Genomic DNA, 17,824 nt, shown 5'->3' with positions numbered 1-17,824 from the left:
GACGGAACGTCTCTTGGACCTCCCGCTGAGGTGCAGAAGGAGGAGGACGAGCCTGACCCGGAGCCTTGGTGATGGAAGTAGGCAAACTCGACCCTGTTGCCAGGAAATCGAATAATTACAATCACCGCTGCCGCAAGAGTCGTAGTCTAGACGTTCACATTGCTGGCTATGAGCGCCGCGTTCACCCGAATGAGAACTTGACCCCGGTCAGCCGCCGTTGGAATGTATGTGCAGGCTTTCGGCAGTGAGGCTGACAGGCCCTTGGTCCAACTCCCGCCACTGTCCATGGGACAGTGTTTTTCAAAGGCTCAGCAGTACGAATGGACTCTTATGCCTACGGCCCGACATGAGTATGCTTTGTTGCGGCAACGCGCACACCCTTTCTACTGGAGGTTGCAATGTCGGATTCTGCTAGCAATGGTCCGGGGGAAGAGGAATGGCCGCACATGTTGCGGATCGAGTCTCAGCCGGGGCCGCACGGTTCGACTAGTCTCGAGTGGTTCGAATGCAAATGCGGGTACGTATCCGAACGACGGCCTCCCCTCGAATCAAGCAGCTGGCCGGGGCTTTGGGACGAAGCCATGGACCACCTTGTTAAAGCAGGTCAACTGACCCGTGGGCAAACCGGAGAGGACCCATTCGTCGGATACTCGGGCCACGGTGAGAATCCCATGTCGGCGTTCAGATCCGATCTAACACCTGACAAACGACGCCGCGCGCGCGAGCACTTCGGGATCCCCGCCGCCCCATAGTGCAGCACCGACGGGTGGGCGGGTCCGGCCATGCGGCTATGAATGGGCACTGTATGGTTCTTGCACACCCTTGCAGCGCCGCCGCCGTGGTGGCTTGGGTCTCAAACGCCGGAAACAAATCTGAACTTGTCAGAACCTTGCTGACGTTTCTATGGGTCTGCTGCTTCCGATCCTGGCGGGATGGTTCGCGACAGCGGACTAGGTCGGTTCGCGTTCAGCCGGACTACGTCAGCAGCGAGCTCCACAAAAACTCCGCTCTCGCCACACACCTTCTTGAAAAAGCGATTGGCACAGAGCTATTGCGCTTCCAGCAACGCCTCCTCGACGAACTCAATGACGAAGGCAAGGGGGACGTTGAAACTGACGGGCTTGCAGCCGTGATAACTGCAGGCCCACGAGGCGCCGGGAGATCCACCTTGGTCAAGAACCCACACTTGGCAGGAGAGGGGTGGCGGGTCATCAACGGATGACATAAAGGTCCGGCTGTTGCGTGCCGCGGTCCACGACGGCACCTACGACTCAGTCCTCCCGAAGCCTGGCGGACGGGCTCCATCCTCGGGGAGTCCGGCCTGCCGGCCGCCCGACCCCAGAAGCCGCTAGCCCCAAAAGGGGACCCCATGGTTTGTGTTTTAGGTGGGCCTATTAAGACAACTCCGGCAAGCGATCAGTAGCCGACTGTAATTGAACCTTGCCGGAATCCCGTTTGTTGGCGCACACTCGACTACGGCGAAGCCGCGTGGCCTCGTCGACGCACACAACAGGGCGGCAGCCGCTCGAACCCAGGTTTGGTTGTCCAGATCCAGGCATCATTCAGAGGTGGACTGGATGTCCACGTCGTACGCAAGAAAAGAGACCGACGGCGGGGTGCTTCCTCAGCTCCGTCCAATCGAAGCCGCATCAGTAGTCAAGCCACGGGCAGGCACGAAACGGGATGCGGTTGACGGGCAGCTGCCCCGAAAAACTGGCGTGCAACATGATCGAGGGGAGACTTCCGGTGGTTCACCTGCTGCCGGAGGCGTCACGGCCGCTGCAGGGAAACCCAGTCGGCCAGCTCGGAGCCGTAAAGCTCCATCCGTCGTTCCCGTTCTCGGGAGGGACAAAGCCCCGCTTATGCCGACTAACCCGGCCAGGGCGAGGAAGCTCCTGAAGGAAGGTCGGGCGGTGGTTGTATCCGTCATCCCCTTCGTCATCAGGATGAAGCACATCATGACAACGGACGGAACTGCCGGTATCCAGGGTATGGGGCTGGGAGTCGACCCCGGCTCGAGGCACACCGGCTTGGCCGTCTTCAGAACTGCAGGCCGTAACCGTCAAGGCCTTTTCGCAGTCCAGATCGATCACCGCTCGGGTGTCATTACCCGGCACATGCTGGCCCGTGCCCAACGACATCGCGGCCGCCGCCGGCGGCTGCGTTATCGGGAGATGCGGTTCCGACATCGGAGAAGGCCTTACGGCTGGCTTGCCCCGTCACTCCGGCACAGGGTCGACGGTGTTGCCGCGATGGTCAGCAAGCTGCGGCAGTGGTTCCCGATAAGGGCTGTCCACCAAGAGTTGGTCCGCTTCGATACCCAGAGGTTTGGGGACGCTCAAATCAGCGGAGTCGAGTATCAGCAGGGGACTTTGGCAGGGTATGAGCTCCGCGAGTATCTCCTGGAGAAGTTTCGCCGGCAGTGTGTCTACTGCGATGCGCACGACTTACCGCTGAATTTCGACCACGTCATCCCCAAGTCGCGAGGCGGATCTGACCGTGTTGCCAACCTGGTCCTTGCCTGCATTCCCTGCAATGACGCCAAGGGGAACCATCCTGTAGAGGAGTTTGTAAGGGACCCGGTCCGCTTGGCACGGATCCTGGCACAGCTCAAGGTGCCTCTTCGCGACGCGGCGGCGGTGAATTCGACCCGATGGGCTATCTGGCGTCGGCTCCAAAAAACCGGTTTGCCCGTGAGCGTGGGCTCGGGCGGACAGACGAAATTCAACAGGACCCGCAACGGGTTGAAGAAGAACCACTGGAACGACGCCCTGGCGGTAGGGGACATAGAAACTATCACGTCGGGTATCGCTTCGGTGTTGCTGGCAGACCATACGGGCCGGGGCTCCTATGCGCGGACCCGATCGGACCGGTTCGGATTCCCCCGGTTGATTCTCCCCAGGCGAAAAGAACACTACGGCTTCATCACCGGCGACACAGTCCGTGCCGTCGTTCCTCGTGGCAAATACGCCGGGAGTTACACCGGCCGGGTAGCGGTGCGCAGCACTGGGACCTTCGCAATCCGGACCACCAAAGGACTCATTCTCTCGGTCCGGCACAAGCATTGCAGGATCCTGCAGCGTGGTGCGGGCTGGTATTTCACAACCGTGCACGCGGGGGACGCGGAATTTGCCCCGCCGAGGGCACCTTCACCGGCTGGAAGACCGCGGCGGGGAACTGACCGTCTGGGGATGGCCAAGTCAAAGACAACTTCAACACCTTCAAGCAGTGGCGTGCCCTGGCAACACGCTACGGCAACCTCGCCCTCACCCGCCGCGGCGGAGCTGTCCTCCGGGCCCTTAGCATCTGGCTGACACTTTTTAGGAGACACGTCCTAGACGAAATGCCTACCCCATCTGTTTTCAGCTGCCATTGCAGCCCACACTCCCAGTAAGCACGCCGCAATCGTCGTCATGATTCCGTAGGCGCCCATATACGCAGTGAGGACGTAGATGAACCATCTGACCGCTGGATGCCCTCCTGCGTCCGTCCCCGTTGTCATATCGACGGGATAGCCAAGACCGATCGCGGCGCAAGCGAAGGAAGCGCCAGTGAAGAGTGCCAAGACAACCGCGACCTTATTCCGTGCATCGGTCTTCTTGTCTCTCGTGCAATATACGAAGGCAATGCAGGAAGCAATGGTGGCTGGGGCCGCGTATATGGCAAGAAGGAGCATCTGCGCCTTGGTGTCTTCGCTGATACCCCAGTCCTCCAGCAAGGTGATGATGGCGTCTTCGGGACGACCAAGCCAAGCCCAGAGCGTTGCGAAGGCAGCGATGGCAAAGATCGTTTTCGACGGGTAACGCTCATCGGCATTCTGTTCAGCTACAGGCGGGACGGGTGCTGGCTGTCTTTGATCCGAGGCGGCCGCCGCGGGAGACTCTACCCTCCGTGATTTAGGGGGCGCTGGCTGGGCCGGCTCTGCCTGGACAGGGAGCGGTCGTATCCGCTCAGGCTTTAAGTTTGGGGACTGGCGTCTAGGTGCAGCCGTTTCATCGGTTGAAGAACCGACCTTACTCCTTGAGGAGGCATCCGGTGTTCCGCCGATGGTTGTCTTCAAGGAAAACGATTCAGTTGCCTGGTCATAGGCATGAACTTCAAGAGTGCCACCGCCCTGCCCCTGAAGACCCAGGATGGCGATGTTTTCTGCTTCCTCGCGAGTGGCCGCGACCCACAAAGGCGGCTGCCCTTGTCCCTTTCTGACAACCCATCCGCCCTGCTCAAGATCTCTCTCCACGAGACGATAATTCTCGTTGGGCACGGCACCAGTGTACGAATAGGCACTTGCAGAAGGAAGAGGGCATTGCAGGAATTGGATAGACACCTATTGAGCATGAAGCGGCAAACGCGCACTACCATCGGTGGCGGAGCGGACCTCCGAGGCAATCAGCCTGGCCTACAGCTTTGAGGAGATGCACTCTAGCCAGTCGTACGTCTTCATCGAAGCGCTCGATGGCCTCGTCCGACAAATTAGCAGCTTTAGTATTGACTGCACAGTCACGATGATGACAATAATTCGGACATTACTAGCAGGCATGCCGCGCCATGTCCTGCACCGTACACGAGGCATCACGCCACCGCCCGTATTCCGGGCCTAATCAGACATCCATAAAGCTACGAGCTCCTTCGTTACACAGAAAAAAGGGCCGAGGCGCGTTCGGTCCGCTTTAGAGCTCGTTCCTTCTTTTCATTTCTTTGGCTTTCGCGATGATCAAAGCATCCTCCTTGAGCAAGGTATTGCCGCTGGAGGCTGATCGAGCGCGGCGAGTCCGGAGTGCCGCTTTTCCGGGCGGTCGTCCAGTGCCATATTCAAGGCCCACTGGGTTCGGCTCCAGGGTTCGGGCTTCCGCCGGGGGAAGAAGTACCAAATGGCAAAGGGGGCCAGCGCTAGGACTAGGGCGAGCGGCGCAAAGGCTGCGGCGATTTGCAACCACTCGGCGGGGACGATTATGTCAATGCGGCCCGAACCATCAGCGGGGTACATGGCACCAATATAGATGCGCTCTCCTGCCAGCTGTGATGCAGTAGCAGAACCCCCATCACCAGGACCCGGGCAGCTACCGCTTTTCGGGGTCCTGGCCATGCGGGTCCAGTTCCGCCTGCCATTGGCACAGTACGGGAAGTAGCATGGTGATATGAAAAGCTTGGTCCGAGAAGCACGCCTCAAGCTGGGCCTGAGCGTGCACCAGCTCGGGGCCCGCATGAAGACATCACCGTCATCGGTCGCCGGTCTCGAGCAGCAGGAAGTGGCCGGAATTGCAGAAACCGAAGCCGTCCGGCGTGCCCTCGCGGCGGCAGGGATGACATCCGAGTCCATCGCAGTCGCGACCGAGCCCCTGGCCCGCGCCGAGAAGAAGGCGAAAAGAATCGCCCGATCCGTAGAAACGACGATGTCCCTGGAAGGTCAGGGCGTACCGCCTACCGTCGCGCGGAGAGTGTACGAGCGGGCTCTTCGCAATGAGAGAGCCAAGCTCTGAGCGACAAGCCCGTCCTGGAGCCGTTCACGTCGAGCTACGGACAGACACCCGTTGATTCGGACGCACGTGAGCACCTGCAGCCCGCGTACGCCCATCTGGAAACCAACGCCGACTTGGATGAGGCCGAATCCTTCAACATCGTGGACGCTTTGTCTTGGGCTTTCGACCAGGAGTGGACGGCGGAGTCCCTTCTGAACTCCGCTGCCATCCGGCTCATCCACCGGCATATGTTCGAGCAGGTTTGGACCTGGGCTGGCAAGTACCGCAGCCGTGACATCAATATCGGAAATTGCTTGGCCGAACAGGTACCTGAGCGCATGGAGCAGATTCTGGGAAACGCCGCCTACCAGGCTGATGCCGGCAGGGACGCCGCCGCGTTGTGCGCCGATTTACACCACGGCCTGACTCAGGTGCACGCCTTCCACAACGGCAACGGCCGACACGCGCGCTTGGTCGCAGAGCTCCTCGCCGGCGCTCGGGGTCTTGATCCCGACACCCTCACCTGGGGTTCCGGCCTTACGGATGCCGAAGAGCGACGTGTCGCTTACCTGACCGCACTCCGATTGGCGGACCAAGGGGACCAGCAGCAGCTGCTGGCGTTTATCTTCAGCTAAAGCAAGCTTTTGGCCCGCGCCGGCATCGGTTGACGCGGTGCACGCCGATCCGCGACGCCACACACATAGCCTCTGATCGGTAGGTTCAGCGTGCTACGCCCGGGTTACCCGCTCATGTGGTCCAAAACCTTCCGGGCCGCTGACGGTCCACGTGGTGGAGGAATGCATGGCTCCAGGGTGCCACTGCGGTGATAGCCCGCAAGATCCTAGCGGACGTCCAGGTAATGGCCGTGATGAGCTGGGAGCTTGAGCCGCGGTTAAGGCCCGTGGCTAAGAAGGAAGACTGTAACCAAGCCCGCCGCAGGCGTAGGCTTCCTGATCGGTCCTGACGAGTCCATTCTGGCTGCCTCACTGGCCTAGGCCATCATTGGGCGTGGCTTAGGCGATGGTGGGAGAGATGGATGGCCGTGTCTTGGCTGACGAAGTGCTGCCCGCTGCTGCTAAAGAGTTGAGCGCAAAGTTGAAGCGCCGGGGGTTCGAGAAGGAACGTTAACTGACTTTCCTGCCTTATTTGGGGGAGCAAGTAGGGGTTCAGTCTGCATAGGCCAGTGTGGGGGCACGGCTGAGTTCCGTTGACCATAGCCGGTAGGGCATGCGTATTGGTCTCCTTGTTCATAAATTCGCAGGACAGCCCGGCACCCGTAGGGGCAGTGTTCATATCGGGGCAACATTCGCAGTGCAAATAGGACCACAACGGCAGTGTGTTCAGATGGCTATTTCTGATGGATTCTAGCCCTTGCCCCGCTTTGATGTCCTCCACGTTTGGAACGCCGCGGTGGACCTACACGTTGCGACTTGCAGATTGCTCCTACTTGCTTGTCAGCGGGGGCAAACTCGTAGCTATGACCAGCCCGTTGCTGGATACACGAAACAACCGCTGTCGGTCGGTCAGCACGGTCACATCCCCAGATCTGCCCAGCAGAATTAAGCCCGGTGGCAGGACGTCCTGGGGGCCCGTCAGAGGCAAGTAAGCTTCGCTACTGTCTGCCATCAGCCCTAGGTACGTTATGGGTACGTCCGTCCGCCCCGTTGAAATGACCTGTGAGGCGGCATGATCTCCCAATTTCGACGCGGCGAGGAAACCCAAGAAGACTAGCGAGACGATGGCCATCGAAGCGCCAAATGCGTAGGTTCTATGCACAAATAGACGGAGGCCGCCGAGGACAAGGACGGTCAAGAAAGCGAGTTCAAGTAACGTTGAGGTTTGGCCGCCCGCTGAATACTCCATAGTTACCGCTGCTGGAATGGCGCAAGCAAGGGCAACACCTAGTACTTCTCGTCGCATTCTTCCTGTCGTCGAAATCGACCAAAAGTGCTCACCTTGTCCTAGAAGTGCTCGCAACCAGGCCGCACTTGTGCTGATGGTGACCGCCCCATACCGCCTAATTGGCATTCTGGTTATCTTTTCCGGGAGCCAGATGCCCAATTTGAAGATCAGCAGGGCCAGTCGGATGGTGAAAGTAAGAATGATAATCACCACCACTGCTGACCCCACGGCCCCGACGAGTAAGAGTGCGGCGCGAATAACGAGAGTAGGTTGACCTAGCCCGAGGTCCTCCGGTGTCGCGCCAAAACGACCAGCAAAGGTTGCGCTGAACGCGTAGCCAATTCCATATAGGACCGCGCCTCCGACAGCAGTTATGGCTGCTAGGCGCGGAATCGTGCACCATCGAGGAATTTTTCTGCGTCTCCGCAAAATCCGTTCAGCTCTTTCGTCGGCGGATAACTCGCCTTCGCCGACAGTCCTTGGGGAGTGCGCCGCGTGGTCGGCTTCAGCAGAACTGTCCATGCCGTCTCCTATTCTGGGATTTCCGCCCCGTGATCTTGCGGGATGCCTTACCTTCACGGTCCGCTTTATGCCGGCCGAGATGGACACCTGACTAGCTTCAATAAGTGAGAATTTATTCCTCATGAGCATGAGCAGAGTGAAGCCGCGCCCCCGGTATAGTCTGCCTCCAAATTGCATGGCGATGTCGGTAATCAGAGGCGCGATACTTTGGACCTCGTTGCAATCGACTTTGCCACCGCCCCCCGTTAGGTTGAGAGTTCGCTGGAACTTAAGGGTATGAACCCGGATAGGCTGCACCAGCGTAAGTGGATGCCCCGACGGTCTTAGCTCCTGCCAGGCGTGAAGATCAACTGCTCGACATCCTCGACTTCTATGCCGAGCTCATCCGCCCAGCCATTCAGAGCCTCTAGGTACTGGCGATAACTACCAGCACTGTGCCAGCCAAGGCGGAGCCGCACTTCCGGATAATGCTTCCTGAACCACGTTGCAACCACCTTGTCCATCACAGGAGAAGTTTCCACGTCTGAGACCGCTTTCGTGGTGAAGTAGATGAATTTTGTTGCAAATGCCGGGCCGTACCCCTTGAAGTAGCTGCGGTTTGCCCGTCGCTCCTGCACGACATGCTCGAACGCGGCCAGTCCTCCTTGAGTCTGTGAGATTTTCGCAAAGCTAACAAGATCGGCTGGGAAACCAGGGTTGTTATCGAAGATGGCTCGGGTCCTGTAGGGCCCGTAGCCAGCGTCGCCGAACCCCCACACAGAGGCCGCCAAAAAGGCCCGCGCAGCGGACTCTTCATCCTGGATCTCACTGCAGAGCGCTGCGACATCTGCTCGACCTATCGGGTTAGGAAGCTCCGCAAGAACGTCGGAGTGTCCGGGCACCCACCGATGCCAGCCTGCGGTCTTCCAGGGAAACGCCCGCTGGGCCGGTCGGCCTTCAATGATCCACGCGTCAAACAGTCTGCGAAGCTCCGGCGGTACTGGCGGCATTTCATTTCCCCTGACTTCTGCTTACCGGCAGCTGCAGCCGGACGATTGTCCTCAGGGTACAGGTGCTCTAGTGGACGCGAGCTTGTCTTCGACCCTCCAGTCTCCTAAGGCTCATGTCCATGGCGCAGCACTAACAGTACTCTCACCTGCCAAGACGGCTTGGCTACGCAGTTGAGCGGCTGCTTCTTGGTTGCTGGGAGGGCTGGATTGGAGTATCTCTTGGACAGCCTGAGCAATTGTCAGGGACTGACCTCCGGCCCAAGCGAGCCCGAAGCGAATTGGGCCGGCTTGGGTACGCGCGGTCGCGAGCAAGGATTCGATGAGCCGGAGCTCCGGCGCGGTGAGCGGATGGCTTCGCTCGTTCCTGTAAGCGTCCGCTGCTGCAAGCACTCGAACAGCCAGTTCGTTACGGTCTTGATGAACGTAGATGCCAGCGAGGGACTCAAGGTATCCAACAATGTTGGCCTCCGCGCCCAGATCAAGAGTAGCGATGAGAGCTTCGAGCAATAGCTCCTCGGCGGTGTCGTAGTCTCCAATTTGCTCCGTACTCTCCGCCAAGTTGGTCAGAGCAACGCCCATAGCCAAGCGATCGCCCAGACTACGGGCAAGAACGGCACTTTCCTTGCAAAGGTCAAGGGCTCGGGAATAGCGTCCTGCGTAAAAAGCCAGCCGGCTCATGCAGATCAGGGCAGCAATCCGCGTACGGGCGCTTGCCTCCGGCATGGTTACCGCCCGCGCAGCAAGACGTTCAGCCGTCGTATTGTCATTACGGTCCATGGCCTGCACAGCCAGGCACACTGTCGCCCAGGCTACTCCTTGATCGTTTCCAGCTTGAGTGAAAGCCTGCAGCGCCTCCTCGTGTAGTTTGGTCGCTTCTGCATTGCGGCCGAGGATCCAGCAGAGCGTTGCCGTTCCGCTAAGAGCTGGTGCCCTGAGTTCAGGCTTAGCCCCCGACGTGTCCGAGAGCAACTTCAAGGCGAGGTCGCATGGCTCGGATAGGTCCTCGGTCATCTCCCAATAATGCGACAACTGGCCGACCAAGCGCAGCGCCATGTCTTTCGAGCCCTCGGGGCCACACGCCCAAACTAGTGCCTTGCGAACATCTGCTCCGTCGGCTCGCAGGCGTTTGAATGCGTCCACCTGGTTGAATTCCCAAAGCTGCGGACCAAGATCGTCAGCGACGCCCAGGTAGAACGCAGCGTGTCGCCGACGCATAGTTGCCGCCTCGTCTATCAGATCCAAACGGTCACGGGCGAACTCCCCAATTGCTTGAAGCATTGACGCTCTGCGTATTCCAGCATCATCCTTATACCGACGCAGAAGGCTGTGCTGCGACAACGCGGTCAGGAGCGCCTCGGCTTCGTCCGCATCAGACGAGTTGCCGAGTATTGATTGGACTGCTTCAAAGCTCGGATCGGCTGCGAATACGCCAAGACGGTCGAAGAGGGATCGTTCCGCCTCGGAGAGCAACTGGTAGCTCCAAGTAATGGTGGCCGAAAGCGTCCGCTGGCGTTCTGGAAGATCACGGAGCTCGCCGGGCAGTGCGGACAGGCTGAGCTCCAGGTCATGAAGCAGTGCGTGCTCGTCGCGCTTCCGCAGTTGTGCTGCCGCCAACTCAATCGCAAGGGGCAATCCGTCGAGGCGATGGCAGATGCGAGTCACCGTTGAAGCATTTTCGCTACTGAGCCGAAAGGAAGGGCGAACTGCCCGGCCACGAGCCAGAAACAGCTGCACTGCGGGTACTTTGTTCAAGAGACTCAGGGGCACCGGTGGGTCGAGTTGGGGGAGTGCTAGAGGAGCGAGGTCGTATTCATATTCGGCCCGTATTCTCAGTGGTTGCCGACTGGTGATCAGAATCCTCAGATCCGATGCCGAGGTAAGCAAGTCCACGACTACCGGCCATGCCTCGTCCAAATGTTCAAAGTTGTCTAGAACCAGCAGTAACCGGCGGGGGCGCAGGAAGCTCCTGATAACGCCGAGCGGATCAGAGCCGGCCCAGTCCTCGAGACCAAGCGCCGAGGCTATAGCGGCGGGTACCTGTGGGACGTCGCTGAGTGGTGCCAGATCTATCCAGCAAACGCCATCGGGCATCTGCTCGCCCAACTTGCCCGCCACTGCCAGGGCCAGACGAGTCTTGCCGGTTCCTCCGGGTCCGGTAACAGTGAGCAATCGGCAGCCTTCAGTGATAAATAGGGCGAAGATTTCCTCAAGCTCAGCTTCACGCCCCAGCAGGATTGTCTGCTCGGATGGAAGGTTGTCCACGCGTTGTCGCACCCGGCGGTGGCCGTCGCGGGCAGGAGGTGCCAGCGACGGGTCTTGCTGCAGCACCAAGTTTTCCAGGTCCCTGAGTTGGGATCCGGGCTCGATACCCAACTCACGGGTGAAGACGCGATGGGCTTTTCGACACGCCGCCAACGCTTCAACTTGGCGGCCGCTGCGGTAGAGGGCGAGCACAAGCTGAGCCCACAAACCTTCCCGGTATGGGTGCTCGGCAAGTAAGGATTGGACCTCGCCCACGAGTTCCGTGTGCCTTCCTAGGGCAAGTTCGACCTCAATCATGTCCTGATGGGTGTTCAGCCGGGTTTCCTCCAACTTGTCGAGCTCGGCCCGGAGCAGCGGAACGTCTGCCAAGTCAGGAAAGATCGGATCGGTGAAAAGCTGCACAGCCTGACGTAGGCACTCGGCGCCTTCGGCCAAGTCCCCAGCCTCCACAGCCTGTTCACCAGAATGAACATGCTCCCGAAACCGAATCAGATCCAGCTCATGCTCCGCGACACTGAGCAGGTATCCTCCGGCTCTCCCGACCAACCGCTGAGAAGCGACGCCCTTGGGGCGAGCAGGTTCTAGAACCTGCCGAAGGTTTGCAACATACACCTGGAGTTGGGGGCCGGGTTTGGTGGGCGGATTGTCCGCCCAAAGAGCTTCGATAAGGGTATCTGTTGTCACGACGGTGTTTGCCCGCAAAGCCAAGCATGCCAACACGATGCGTTGTTTGGTGCCGCCAACCGATATGTGCTCTCCGCCGGCCACCACGTCCAGTGGTCCTAGGGCTCGTATCCACAGCGCACTCATCTTGCGGAACTCCTCACCGGAAGGTGACCTACCCCCGCGAGCAACGAAAACGCCAGGGCCGAGTCACAAGAGCCTCTTGCATTGCTACCAGCTTGACCCCATCATGCCCTGCCCACGTGAGGCCGTCCATAACCCATTTGTGCCTGCTTCCTGGGAGCGGATTTAAGGATCCTTTAAGGCCTCTGCGACATCCTTATATCAACAGCTCGAAGACATCAAACAAGAGGAAGTATCGGCCATGAAGACCACCAAGCGCCTGTTCTGGACCCTCGCCACAACACTCGGCATTGCAGCAGCCACCGCCGCCCCCGCCCTCGCCGGTCTTGGCACCAATCACACCGAACCGCTCACCCGCTGAAACCCAGCCGATACCAAGGAGACCATGGCCATGAAGACCACCAAGCGCCTGTTCTGGACCCTTGCCACAACACTCGGCATCGCAGCATCTACCGCCGGCCCCTCATTCGCCGGCGTATGGGTCAACCACACCGAACCGCTCACCGCCCACTAAAAGCCCGTAAATTACCAAGGAGACCATCACCATGAAGACCACCAAGCGCCTGTTCTGGACCCTCGCCACAACACTCGGCATCGCAGCAGCTACCGCCGGCCCAGCCCTCGCCGGTGTCGCTGTTAATCACACCGAACCTTTGAACCGGTCATAAGGCCACTCACTTAGGAACATCGTCATGAAAACCACCAAGCGCTTGTTCTGGACCCTCGCCACAGCAGTCGGCATCGCAGCAGCAACCGCCGCCCCCGCCCTCGCCGGTCTTGGCACAAACCACACCGAAGCGCTCACCACCCGCTAAACCCCAGCCGATACCCAAGGAAACCATCGCCATGAAGACCACCAAGCGCCTGTTCTGGACCCTCGCCACAACACTCGGCATCGCAGCAGCAACCGCCGGCCCCGCCCTCGCCGGCATTAGTGCAAACCACACCGAACCGCTCACCACCCGCTAGCACGACCGCAATCGAGGAGAGCGTCACCATGAAGACCACCAAGCGCCTGTTCTGGTCGATCGCCACAGCGGTCGGCATCGCAGCAGCTACCGCCGGCCCCTCTTTTGCCGGCGCAGCTTTCAACCACACCGAACTACTCACCACTCGCTAACACGGCCGCAACCGAGGAGAGCATCGTCATGAAGACCACCAAGCGGCTTTTCTGGACCTTCGCCGCAACACTGGGCATCACCGCAGCTACTGCAGGCCCCTCCTTCGCGGGAGTGATGTTCAACCACACTGAAGCAATTGTCACCCGCTAACCCAACCCGCCCAAGGAAACCATCGCCATGAAGACCACCAAGCGCCTGTTCTGGGCCCTCGCCACAACACTCGGCATCGCAGCAGCTTCAGCCGGCCCCTCTTTTGCCGGCGTGATGATTAACCACACCGAAGCGCTAACCACCCGCTAAACCCGTCCACTAACCCAAGTAGTTAATTGTCATGAAGACCACCAAGCGCCTGTTCTGGACCCTCGCCACAACACTCGGCATCGCAGCAGCTTCAGCCGGCCCCTCTTTTGCCGGCGTCATGGTTAACCACACCGAAGCGCTCACCACCCGCTAAACCCGCCACTAGGCCAAGGAGACCATCACCATGAAGACCACCAAGCGCCTGTTCTGGACCCTCGCCACGACTCTCGGCATCGCAGCAGCAACCGCCGGACCCGCCCTGGCTGGCCTCCAAACCAACCACACCGAACGCCTCGCCGGGCGCTAATCGGTCGTAACGGATTACCACCATGAAAACCACGAAGCGTTGGTTCTGGAGCATCACAGCAGCGCTTGGTATCACGGCAGCCACGGCCGGCCCTTCTTTTGCTGGCCTTATGTTCAATCACACGGAAGCACTTATCACCCGCCAACCGCAGCCCATCCAAGGAGATCATTGCCATGAAAGCAACAATTAAACGTTTGTACTTCGCAGCCGTAGCCAGCCTCGGCCTCGTGGTGGCAGCTGCCATCACGGCGGCGCCTGCCATTGCCGGTACTCGGCTCAATCACACCGAACCCCAGCTCTAGTTCCCTGGATGGCAGTCACGTACTATGCATACAGCCAAGCGCCTGCTGAGGCGTTTGGCTAAATGCCGTTAGCTCGGTGGCAGGCACGACAATAGAACTTGCCGAGTCATCCAACAGAAGACCGGGAGCCTAGATTGATCCCTTCAATCGCCTCAGCACACGAGCTGCGGGGCTTCAAGCTGTTCCGGTGACAGGCAGCGCTAATGCTCAATATTGTCGCTAGAGCTAAAGCAGTAAGGCATAATCGCCTCGCCTTGGCTGCGCTGGTTCAAGGCAATCGGGGCACGGCGGAGGACAGGGCCCGGCAGGCTCTCAAAGCCCTGCCCCAAGGTTGCAGCCTGTCCGCTGTTACCCTCCGCGCAGATATTCTTCTTACACTTGGGGCCATCTCCGCCGAAGGGCGGAATCACGCCGACGCCGAGAATCACCTAAAGGAAGCCGCTTCCATATTGCGTGGCTTACCGGTTTCTCTGACCAGAGACAAATGGCTGGCGGAGGTCCTCACCAGGCTCGGAGACACGTTTCGTCTCGCCGCCAACCACAGGGAAGCAATCGAAACCTTTGCGCTAGCTCGGCAACTTCCCAACTGGGATGACCTTGAACCGCTGCGCAAAGCTGCGCTGCTAAACGCGCAGGGAATCCTAGCGAAGGACACCGGCCTCTATGCCGAGGCCAAGAACCACTACGACTCCGCCTATGAGCTGATAAGCGCAGCGGTGGGCACGGACAGCCCCCTGCTGGCCGGGCTGCACCACAACTACGCCGGCCTTTTTCACGTGCAAGGTCTGTACGTAGAGGCCGAACCCGATATTAGAACTGCGCTTGAGATGCGTAAGCGTGCGGATCCACCGGAACCCATCGGTGTCGCCGCCGACATGTCTGTGCTCGGTGCCGTTCTAGCTGGGCAGGGCCGTCTTTCTGAGGCGGAGGAAGCCCTAATGGAGGCTTTGGAGACGTGGACGGCGCTGTACGGGCCGGACCACTATGAGGTGGCCGTTCAGCTGAACAATCTCGGCTCTGTGAAACAGCAGATTGGGGAACTAGCGGCTGCCCATACCAACTTCGAGGCAGCCTTGCAGATCAAAGAACGAGTGCTGGGACGGGAGCATCCGGAGATTGCCGCTCTGCTCAACAACTTGGCCTCACTGGAAGCGGACGAAGGGAATAAAGCTGCCGCACGGGCACACTACGACGAAGCACTCGCTATCTTTACTCGTCGACTCGGGCCAGAGCATCCCAGCACAACAACGTGCGCCGCAAATCGACAGCGGTCGGAAGGATAGTCACGGCCGGCGAACAAAACCTCGCTAAAGGCCAACTAGCACAGCATCAGCAAACGATGGAAGATTCTATCACTTCGAACACGCGCTCCCTCGCGTTCTTCCAAGCTTTCTCTACATCTCGATCTGGTACTGGGATCCGGACTACGGGCGGCAAACCGGACGCTGGGATCGATAGGTCTTTCAAAGCGTCGTAGAAGGCGCGTTGCCTCCCTCTGCTTCTTGGGCCAAACGTCACAGTGTCTTTGCCAGCCCAAGCTGTATCCGCGTAGGGGCTGTACTGCTGACAGGTCCTCTTGTATTCATCCACGTCAAAGCCCAGCGCTGTGCCCACAGGGTAGTAATCGAAGGTCGCCAGGCGGTGCGACGTGAAGTGCTGTACCTCATCGACTTCGATCACCAGCCCGGACTCTTTGTGCATAAGATCAGCTCGGGGCCTAACCACCCGCCGTGCAGAACGCATCGCTTCAAGATTTGCGTCCAGTCTGACCGCGATGGCGAACACTGGCTCATAGACACTTGAGACCTCGACTGTAAGACCAAAGGGTCCTTTAGTTCCTATCCAGGAGAAGCTTTTGCCTGGTGAGAGGTATAGACCGTCCTTGGCAGCTTCTACCGCGATCCCAACCTCGCACTCACAGCCCATACAAATCTCCTTCCGCGAGAAGTACGCCCGAGACAGTCACGCGCGTGACGCGGCTAATTTGGCGATTCCTGCCGTAAAACCGAAGTTGGAGTAGCCGGTTTCGCCCGCAGTCATTGAGGTCGCAGCCCGTAGAGTTCTGACACAAGATCGACCGTGGGGCGGAAGTGCATCCACCATTCTCCAGGATCATCTATCTTCACCTTAAGCTCGTCGCGTTGAGCTCCCGGCCATTGTATTTGGAACACAATAGTCTCGAAAAGAGTAGTGGACTGCTCCATCAAGTCTTCGATCAGAGGTACGGCTCGCAAGACGATGCCGTACTCGTCAGAATCCTTTACTATCCACCGCTGCGTGGTTCCTAAGGTGCTTGCATTTGCACGGAAGTCTTCAGCCTTGGAGGTAGGAAGAATGACGTACTCTTCCTTAACGGCTCCGCGGCCGTCACTTTCCGCCGCCCGGGACAACGCCTCGTGGTGGATTGTGTTTCTCAGTTCGGCGATTGTTCGAATGAGGGCCACGTTCTTCTGCGCCCCCAGCAGACGCTTGACGTTCTCTGGGAGATGCTGCCTATAGGCCTTATTCGTGAAGCCGCATCTTTCATCTTGCACGTCGAGTGCTAGCGCCTCTTTGATGGCACGAGCAAGGCTGTCAAACATGGATAGCAAATTCAGGGCAACTCGTTCAACCAGTGCGTCGTTCCTATCAAAAGGAAAACTTCGGCCGGGGTGAATGCTTCGTGCCAGGATCTGGTCACGATTCCGTAGGCACCGCTCCAGTCGCACTTGGGAGACTTTGATGAGGTCCTTCCAGCGAGCCGTCGAGGCGCCTTCGAATGCAAATAGTTGCAGTGCGTTGGGCAGCAGCCCCCAAGACTCCACGTACTCCGCAGAAGACAGGTCCAGGGTTTGTGGAACCGGATCTACGTTTATATGCAGTCGATCATTCAGCCGCTGATGTAGTCCCACGATTGACATCGCTTCTTGAGGCGTGCATGCGAAGACGTTGCCATTGAGTTGCTGGGCAAGCGCAAACTGGTTGTCGGTCACGTACAGGTCAGCTTCGAGGGCAATGGCTGCCTCTACGTTGAGCTGCCGCTCGCGTGCCTCTTTTGCGTCAAAACCAGACGCCAATGCCCAGTTATATGCTGCAGTCGGATTACTCATGGCGCTGAACATCACGCGAACACTACGCCCACCTTCTTCCTCTTCCAATAGAACCGCATCATCTGAACCGCTCGTTGCTTCGGGAATGACTACAAAGTAATCACCGACTCGGGAGGGCGGATTTTCATCACATCGAGTCAGGACGCTTATGCCCGCCTCTCTGGTGCGAAGGAAGGCAAGGTAATTTACTGCGGGTTCCTCTTCCGCGAGTTGCGGATCGATAACCACGCGGAGAGCGGGCCACACGATTTCAGGTTTGAAAGCCGCATTTTCTCGAAGCGAGACGGAGCGATACCAGTAGTCAGGCCACATCCTTTTGATTCTTCCAGTTTCAAAGAAAACAGGCATACTGCAGCCTCTCCGATGGATGTTTAGCGTCACGGGCATGCTTAGGGGTCAATGGGGTGCTTGCGCCTGATCAACACCTCAGTGGAGCGCGCCCCCAGAGGATGGGGGCTACCTCATAAGCATGGGACCGTTGCCGATCCTTAGATGCTCTTCGCTACTCAGTTCTTCGAACCAGTGTGGCTCGCCCGTATCGATGAGCTCCACCTTTCCCTCTAGTTCCCGGGTGATGAAGCTCACTGCTTCAAACAGCGGTTTCCAGGCTCCTCGCTCAGCAACGCACTCTTCATAGGACGCCTCTCGGCCGGGATGATGGTGACGTTTGTCGGGGCGAGGGAGAGCACCCGTGGGGACCCAGATGGGGTATGAGGACGCGATGTGAATTACCCCCTTCCGGGGCTTGAAAAAGGAACGGGTGTCTT

At 58.9% G+C, this 17,824-nt stretch carries 20 protein-coding genes; 14 read left to right on the top strand and 6 right to left on the bottom strand.

What is annotated here, in order from left to right:
• Positions 1 to 1,577: 1,577 nt before the first annotated feature.
• Entirely contained in the window at positions 1,578 to 3,314 is a 1,737-nt protein-coding gene (gene iscB / locus M1D93_RS13320) for an RNA-guided endonuclease IscB (RefSeq protein ID WP_461171992.1), read from the top strand.
• 20 nt (positions 3,315 to 3,334) lie between these two features.
• Here the strand turns inward: iscB and M1D93_RS13315 are convergent, their stop codons facing one another.
• Entirely contained in the window at positions 3,335 to 4,261 is a 927-nt protein-coding gene (locus M1D93_RS13315) for a hypothetical protein (RefSeq protein ID WP_461171991.1), read from the bottom strand.
• Positions 4,262 to 5,135: 874 nt separating this feature from the next.
• Between M1D93_RS13315 and M1D93_RS13310 the strand changes: the two genes are divergently transcribed.
• A complete protein-coding gene (locus tag M1D93_RS13310) occupies positions 5,136 to 5,477 on the top strand; it encodes a hypothetical protein (protein WP_461171990.1) in 342 nt (113 codons plus the stop codon).
• Complete coding sequence (locus M1D93_RS13305; RefSeq protein ID WP_461175017.1) at positions 5,474 to 6,091, top strand: mobile mystery protein B; 618 nt, start codon at positions 5,474 to 5,476, stop codon at positions 6,089 to 6,091. Before M1D93_RS13310 ends, M1D93_RS13305 begins: the two co-directional genes overlap by 4 nt.
• A gap of 808 nt (positions 6,092 to 6,899) precedes the next feature.
• Here the strand turns inward: M1D93_RS13305 and M1D93_RS13300 are convergent.
• The 3 genes from M1D93_RS13300 to M1D93_RS13290 form a co-directional block, all read right to left on the bottom strand.
• Positions 6,900 to 8,003, bottom strand: a complete 1,104-nt coding sequence (locus M1D93_RS13300; protein WP_461171989.1) for a hypothetical protein — start codon at positions 8,001 to 8,003, stop codon at positions 6,900 to 6,902.
• A gap of 200 nt (positions 8,004 to 8,203) precedes the next feature.
• The gene (locus tag M1D93_RS13295; protein WP_461171988.1) at positions 8,204 to 8,869 is read right to left on the bottom strand and encodes an 8-oxoguanine DNA glycosylase OGG fold protein; all 666 of its coding nucleotides are present in this window, start codon (positions 8,867 to 8,869) and stop codon (positions 8,204 to 8,206) included.
• A gap of 111 nt (positions 8,870 to 8,980) precedes the next feature.
• Positions 8,981 to 11,941, bottom strand: a complete 2,961-nt coding sequence (locus M1D93_RS13290) for a BTAD domain-containing putative transcriptional regulator (RefSeq protein WP_461171987.1) — start codon at positions 11,939 to 11,941, stop codon at positions 8,981 to 8,983.
• 388 nt (positions 11,942 to 12,329) lie between these two features.
• Between M1D93_RS13290 and M1D93_RS13285 the strand changes: the two genes are divergently transcribed.
• The 11 genes from M1D93_RS13285 to M1D93_RS13235 all read left to right on the top strand — a co-directional run bounded on the left by M1D93_RS13285 (position 12,330) and on the right by M1D93_RS13235 (position 15,251).
• Positions 12,330 to 12,452, top strand: a complete 123-nt coding sequence (locus M1D93_RS13285) for a hypothetical protein (protein WP_461171986.1) — start codon at positions 12,330 to 12,332, stop codon at positions 12,450 to 12,452.
• Positions 12,453 to 12,483: 31 nt separating this feature from the next.
• Entirely contained in the window at positions 12,484 to 12,606 is a 123-nt protein-coding gene (locus M1D93_RS13280) for a hypothetical protein (protein ID WP_461171985.1), read from the top strand.
• Positions 12,607 to 12,630: 24 nt separating this feature from the next.
• On the top strand, positions 12,631 to 12,753 hold the full coding sequence (locus M1D93_RS13275) for a hypothetical protein (protein ID WP_461171984.1): 123 nt from the start codon (positions 12,631 to 12,633) through the stop codon (positions 12,751 to 12,753).
• A gap of 31 nt (positions 12,754 to 12,784) precedes the next feature.
• The gene (locus tag M1D93_RS13270; RefSeq protein ID WP_461171983.1) at positions 12,785 to 12,907 is read left to right on the top strand and encodes a hypothetical protein; all 123 of its coding nucleotides are present in this window, start codon (positions 12,785 to 12,787) and stop codon (positions 12,905 to 12,907) included.
• Positions 12,908 to 12,935: 28 nt separating this feature from the next.
• The gene (locus M1D93_RS13265) at positions 12,936 to 13,058 is read left to right on the top strand and encodes a hypothetical protein (protein ID WP_461171982.1); all 123 of its coding nucleotides are present in this window, start codon (positions 12,936 to 12,938) and stop codon (positions 13,056 to 13,058) included.
• 28 nt (positions 13,059 to 13,086) lie between these two features.
• A complete protein-coding gene (locus M1D93_RS13260) occupies positions 13,087 to 13,209 on the top strand; it encodes a hypothetical protein (protein WP_461171981.1) in 123 nt (40 codons plus the stop codon).
• Positions 13,210 to 13,236: 27 nt separating this feature from the next.
• Complete coding sequence (locus M1D93_RS13255; RefSeq protein WP_461171980.1) at positions 13,237 to 13,359, top strand: hypothetical protein; 123 nt, start codon at positions 13,237 to 13,239, stop codon at positions 13,357 to 13,359.
• Between the two features lie 31 nt (positions 13,360 to 13,390).
• On the top strand, positions 13,391 to 13,513 hold the full coding sequence (locus tag M1D93_RS13250) for a hypothetical protein (RefSeq protein WP_461171979.1): 123 nt from the start codon (positions 13,391 to 13,393) through the stop codon (positions 13,511 to 13,513).
• A 30-nt stretch (positions 13,514 to 13,543) separates the two neighbouring features.
• The gene (locus M1D93_RS13245; RefSeq protein WP_461171978.1) at positions 13,544 to 13,666 is read left to right on the top strand and encodes a hypothetical protein; all 123 of its coding nucleotides are present in this window, start codon (positions 13,544 to 13,546) and stop codon (positions 13,664 to 13,666) included.
• Between the two features lie 173 nt (positions 13,667 to 13,839).
• Positions 13,840 to 13,968: a hypothetical protein gene (locus M1D93_RS13240; protein ID WP_461171977.1), complete on the top strand. Its 129-nt coding sequence runs from the start codon at positions 13,840 to 13,842 to the stop codon at positions 13,966 to 13,968.
• A gap of 203 nt (positions 13,969 to 14,171) precedes the next feature.
• The gene (locus tag M1D93_RS13235) at positions 14,172 to 15,251 is read left to right on the top strand and encodes a tetratricopeptide repeat protein (protein ID WP_461171976.1); all 1,080 of its coding nucleotides are present in this window, start codon (positions 14,172 to 14,174) and stop codon (positions 15,249 to 15,251) included.
• 46 nt (positions 15,252 to 15,297) lie between these two features.
• Here the strand turns inward: M1D93_RS13235 and M1D93_RS13230 are convergent, their stop codons facing one another.
• Positions 15,298 to 15,894: a DUF7255 family protein gene (locus tag M1D93_RS13230; RefSeq protein ID WP_461171975.1), complete on the bottom strand. Its 597-nt coding sequence runs from the start codon at positions 15,892 to 15,894 to the stop codon at positions 15,298 to 15,300.
• Positions 15,895 to 16,004: 110 nt separating this feature from the next.
• A complete protein-coding gene (locus M1D93_RS13225) occupies positions 16,005 to 17,405 on the bottom strand; it encodes a hypothetical protein (protein ID WP_461171974.1) in 1,401 nt (466 codons plus the stop codon).
• Positions 17,406 to 17,824: the final 419 nt, after the last annotated feature.

The sequence above is a fragment of the Arthrobacter sp. Z1-9 genome, assembly GCF_054792695.1.
Note: the sequence above shows the minus strand (reverse complement) of the source record. Positions and strands in the feature narration are given on the sequence as shown.

Excerpts from the sequence above, each read along its gene's own strand:
- iscB (WP_461171992.1), top strand. The coding sequence starts at position 1,578 with ATGTCCACGTCGTACGCAAGAAAAGAGACCGACGGCGGGGTGCTTCCT.
- M1D93_RS13310 (WP_461171990.1), top strand. The coding sequence starts at position 5,136 with ATGAAAAGCTTGGTCCGAGAAGCACGCCTCAAGCTGGGCCTGAGCGTG.
- M1D93_RS13300 (WP_461171989.1), bottom strand. The coding sequence starts at position 8,003 with ATGAGGAATAAATTCTCACTTATTGAAGCTAGTCAGGTGTCCATCTCG.
- M1D93_RS13295 (WP_461171988.1), bottom strand. The coding sequence starts at position 8,869 with ATGCCGCCAGTACCGCCGGAGCTTCGCAGACTGTTTGACGCGTGGATC.
- M1D93_RS13290 (WP_461171987.1), bottom strand. The coding sequence starts at position 11,941 with ATGAGTGCGCTGTGGATACGAGCCCTAGGACCACTGGACGTGGTGGCC.
- M1D93_RS13285 (WP_461171986.1), top strand. The coding sequence starts at position 12,330 with ATGAAGACCACCAAGCGCCTGTTCTGGACCCTTGCCACAACACTCGGC.
- M1D93_RS13280 (WP_461171985.1), top strand. The coding sequence starts at position 12,484 with ATGAAGACCACCAAGCGCCTGTTCTGGACCCTCGCCACAACACTCGGC.
- M1D93_RS13275 (WP_461171984.1), top strand. The coding sequence starts at position 12,631 with ATGAAAACCACCAAGCGCTTGTTCTGGACCCTCGCCACAGCAGTCGGC.
- M1D93_RS13270 (WP_461171983.1), top strand. The coding sequence starts at position 12,785 with ATGAAGACCACCAAGCGCCTGTTCTGGACCCTCGCCACAACACTCGGC.
- M1D93_RS13265 (WP_461171982.1), top strand. The coding sequence starts at position 12,936 with ATGAAGACCACCAAGCGCCTGTTCTGGTCGATCGCCACAGCGGTCGGC.
- M1D93_RS13260 (WP_461171981.1), top strand. The coding sequence starts at position 13,087 with ATGAAGACCACCAAGCGGCTTTTCTGGACCTTCGCCGCAACACTGGGC.
- M1D93_RS13255 (WP_461171980.1), top strand. The coding sequence starts at position 13,237 with ATGAAGACCACCAAGCGCCTGTTCTGGGCCCTCGCCACAACACTCGGC.
- M1D93_RS13250 (WP_461171979.1), top strand. The coding sequence starts at position 13,391 with ATGAAGACCACCAAGCGCCTGTTCTGGACCCTCGCCACAACACTCGGC.
- M1D93_RS13245 (WP_461171978.1), top strand. The coding sequence starts at position 13,544 with ATGAAGACCACCAAGCGCCTGTTCTGGACCCTCGCCACGACTCTCGGC.
- M1D93_RS13240 (WP_461171977.1), top strand. The coding sequence starts at position 13,840 with ATGAAAGCAACAATTAAACGTTTGTACTTCGCAGCCGTAGCCAGCCTC.
- M1D93_RS13235 (WP_461171976.1), top strand. The coding sequence starts at position 14,172 with ATGCTCAATATTGTCGCTAGAGCTAAAGCAGTAAGGCATAATCGCCTC.
- M1D93_RS13230 (WP_461171975.1), bottom strand. The coding sequence starts at position 15,894 with ATGGGCTGTGAGTGCGAGGTTGGGATCGCGGTAGAAGCTGCCAAGGAC.
- M1D93_RS13225 (WP_461171974.1), bottom strand. The coding sequence starts at position 17,405 with ATGCCTGTTTTCTTTGAAACTGGAAGAATCAAAAGGATGTGGCCTGAC.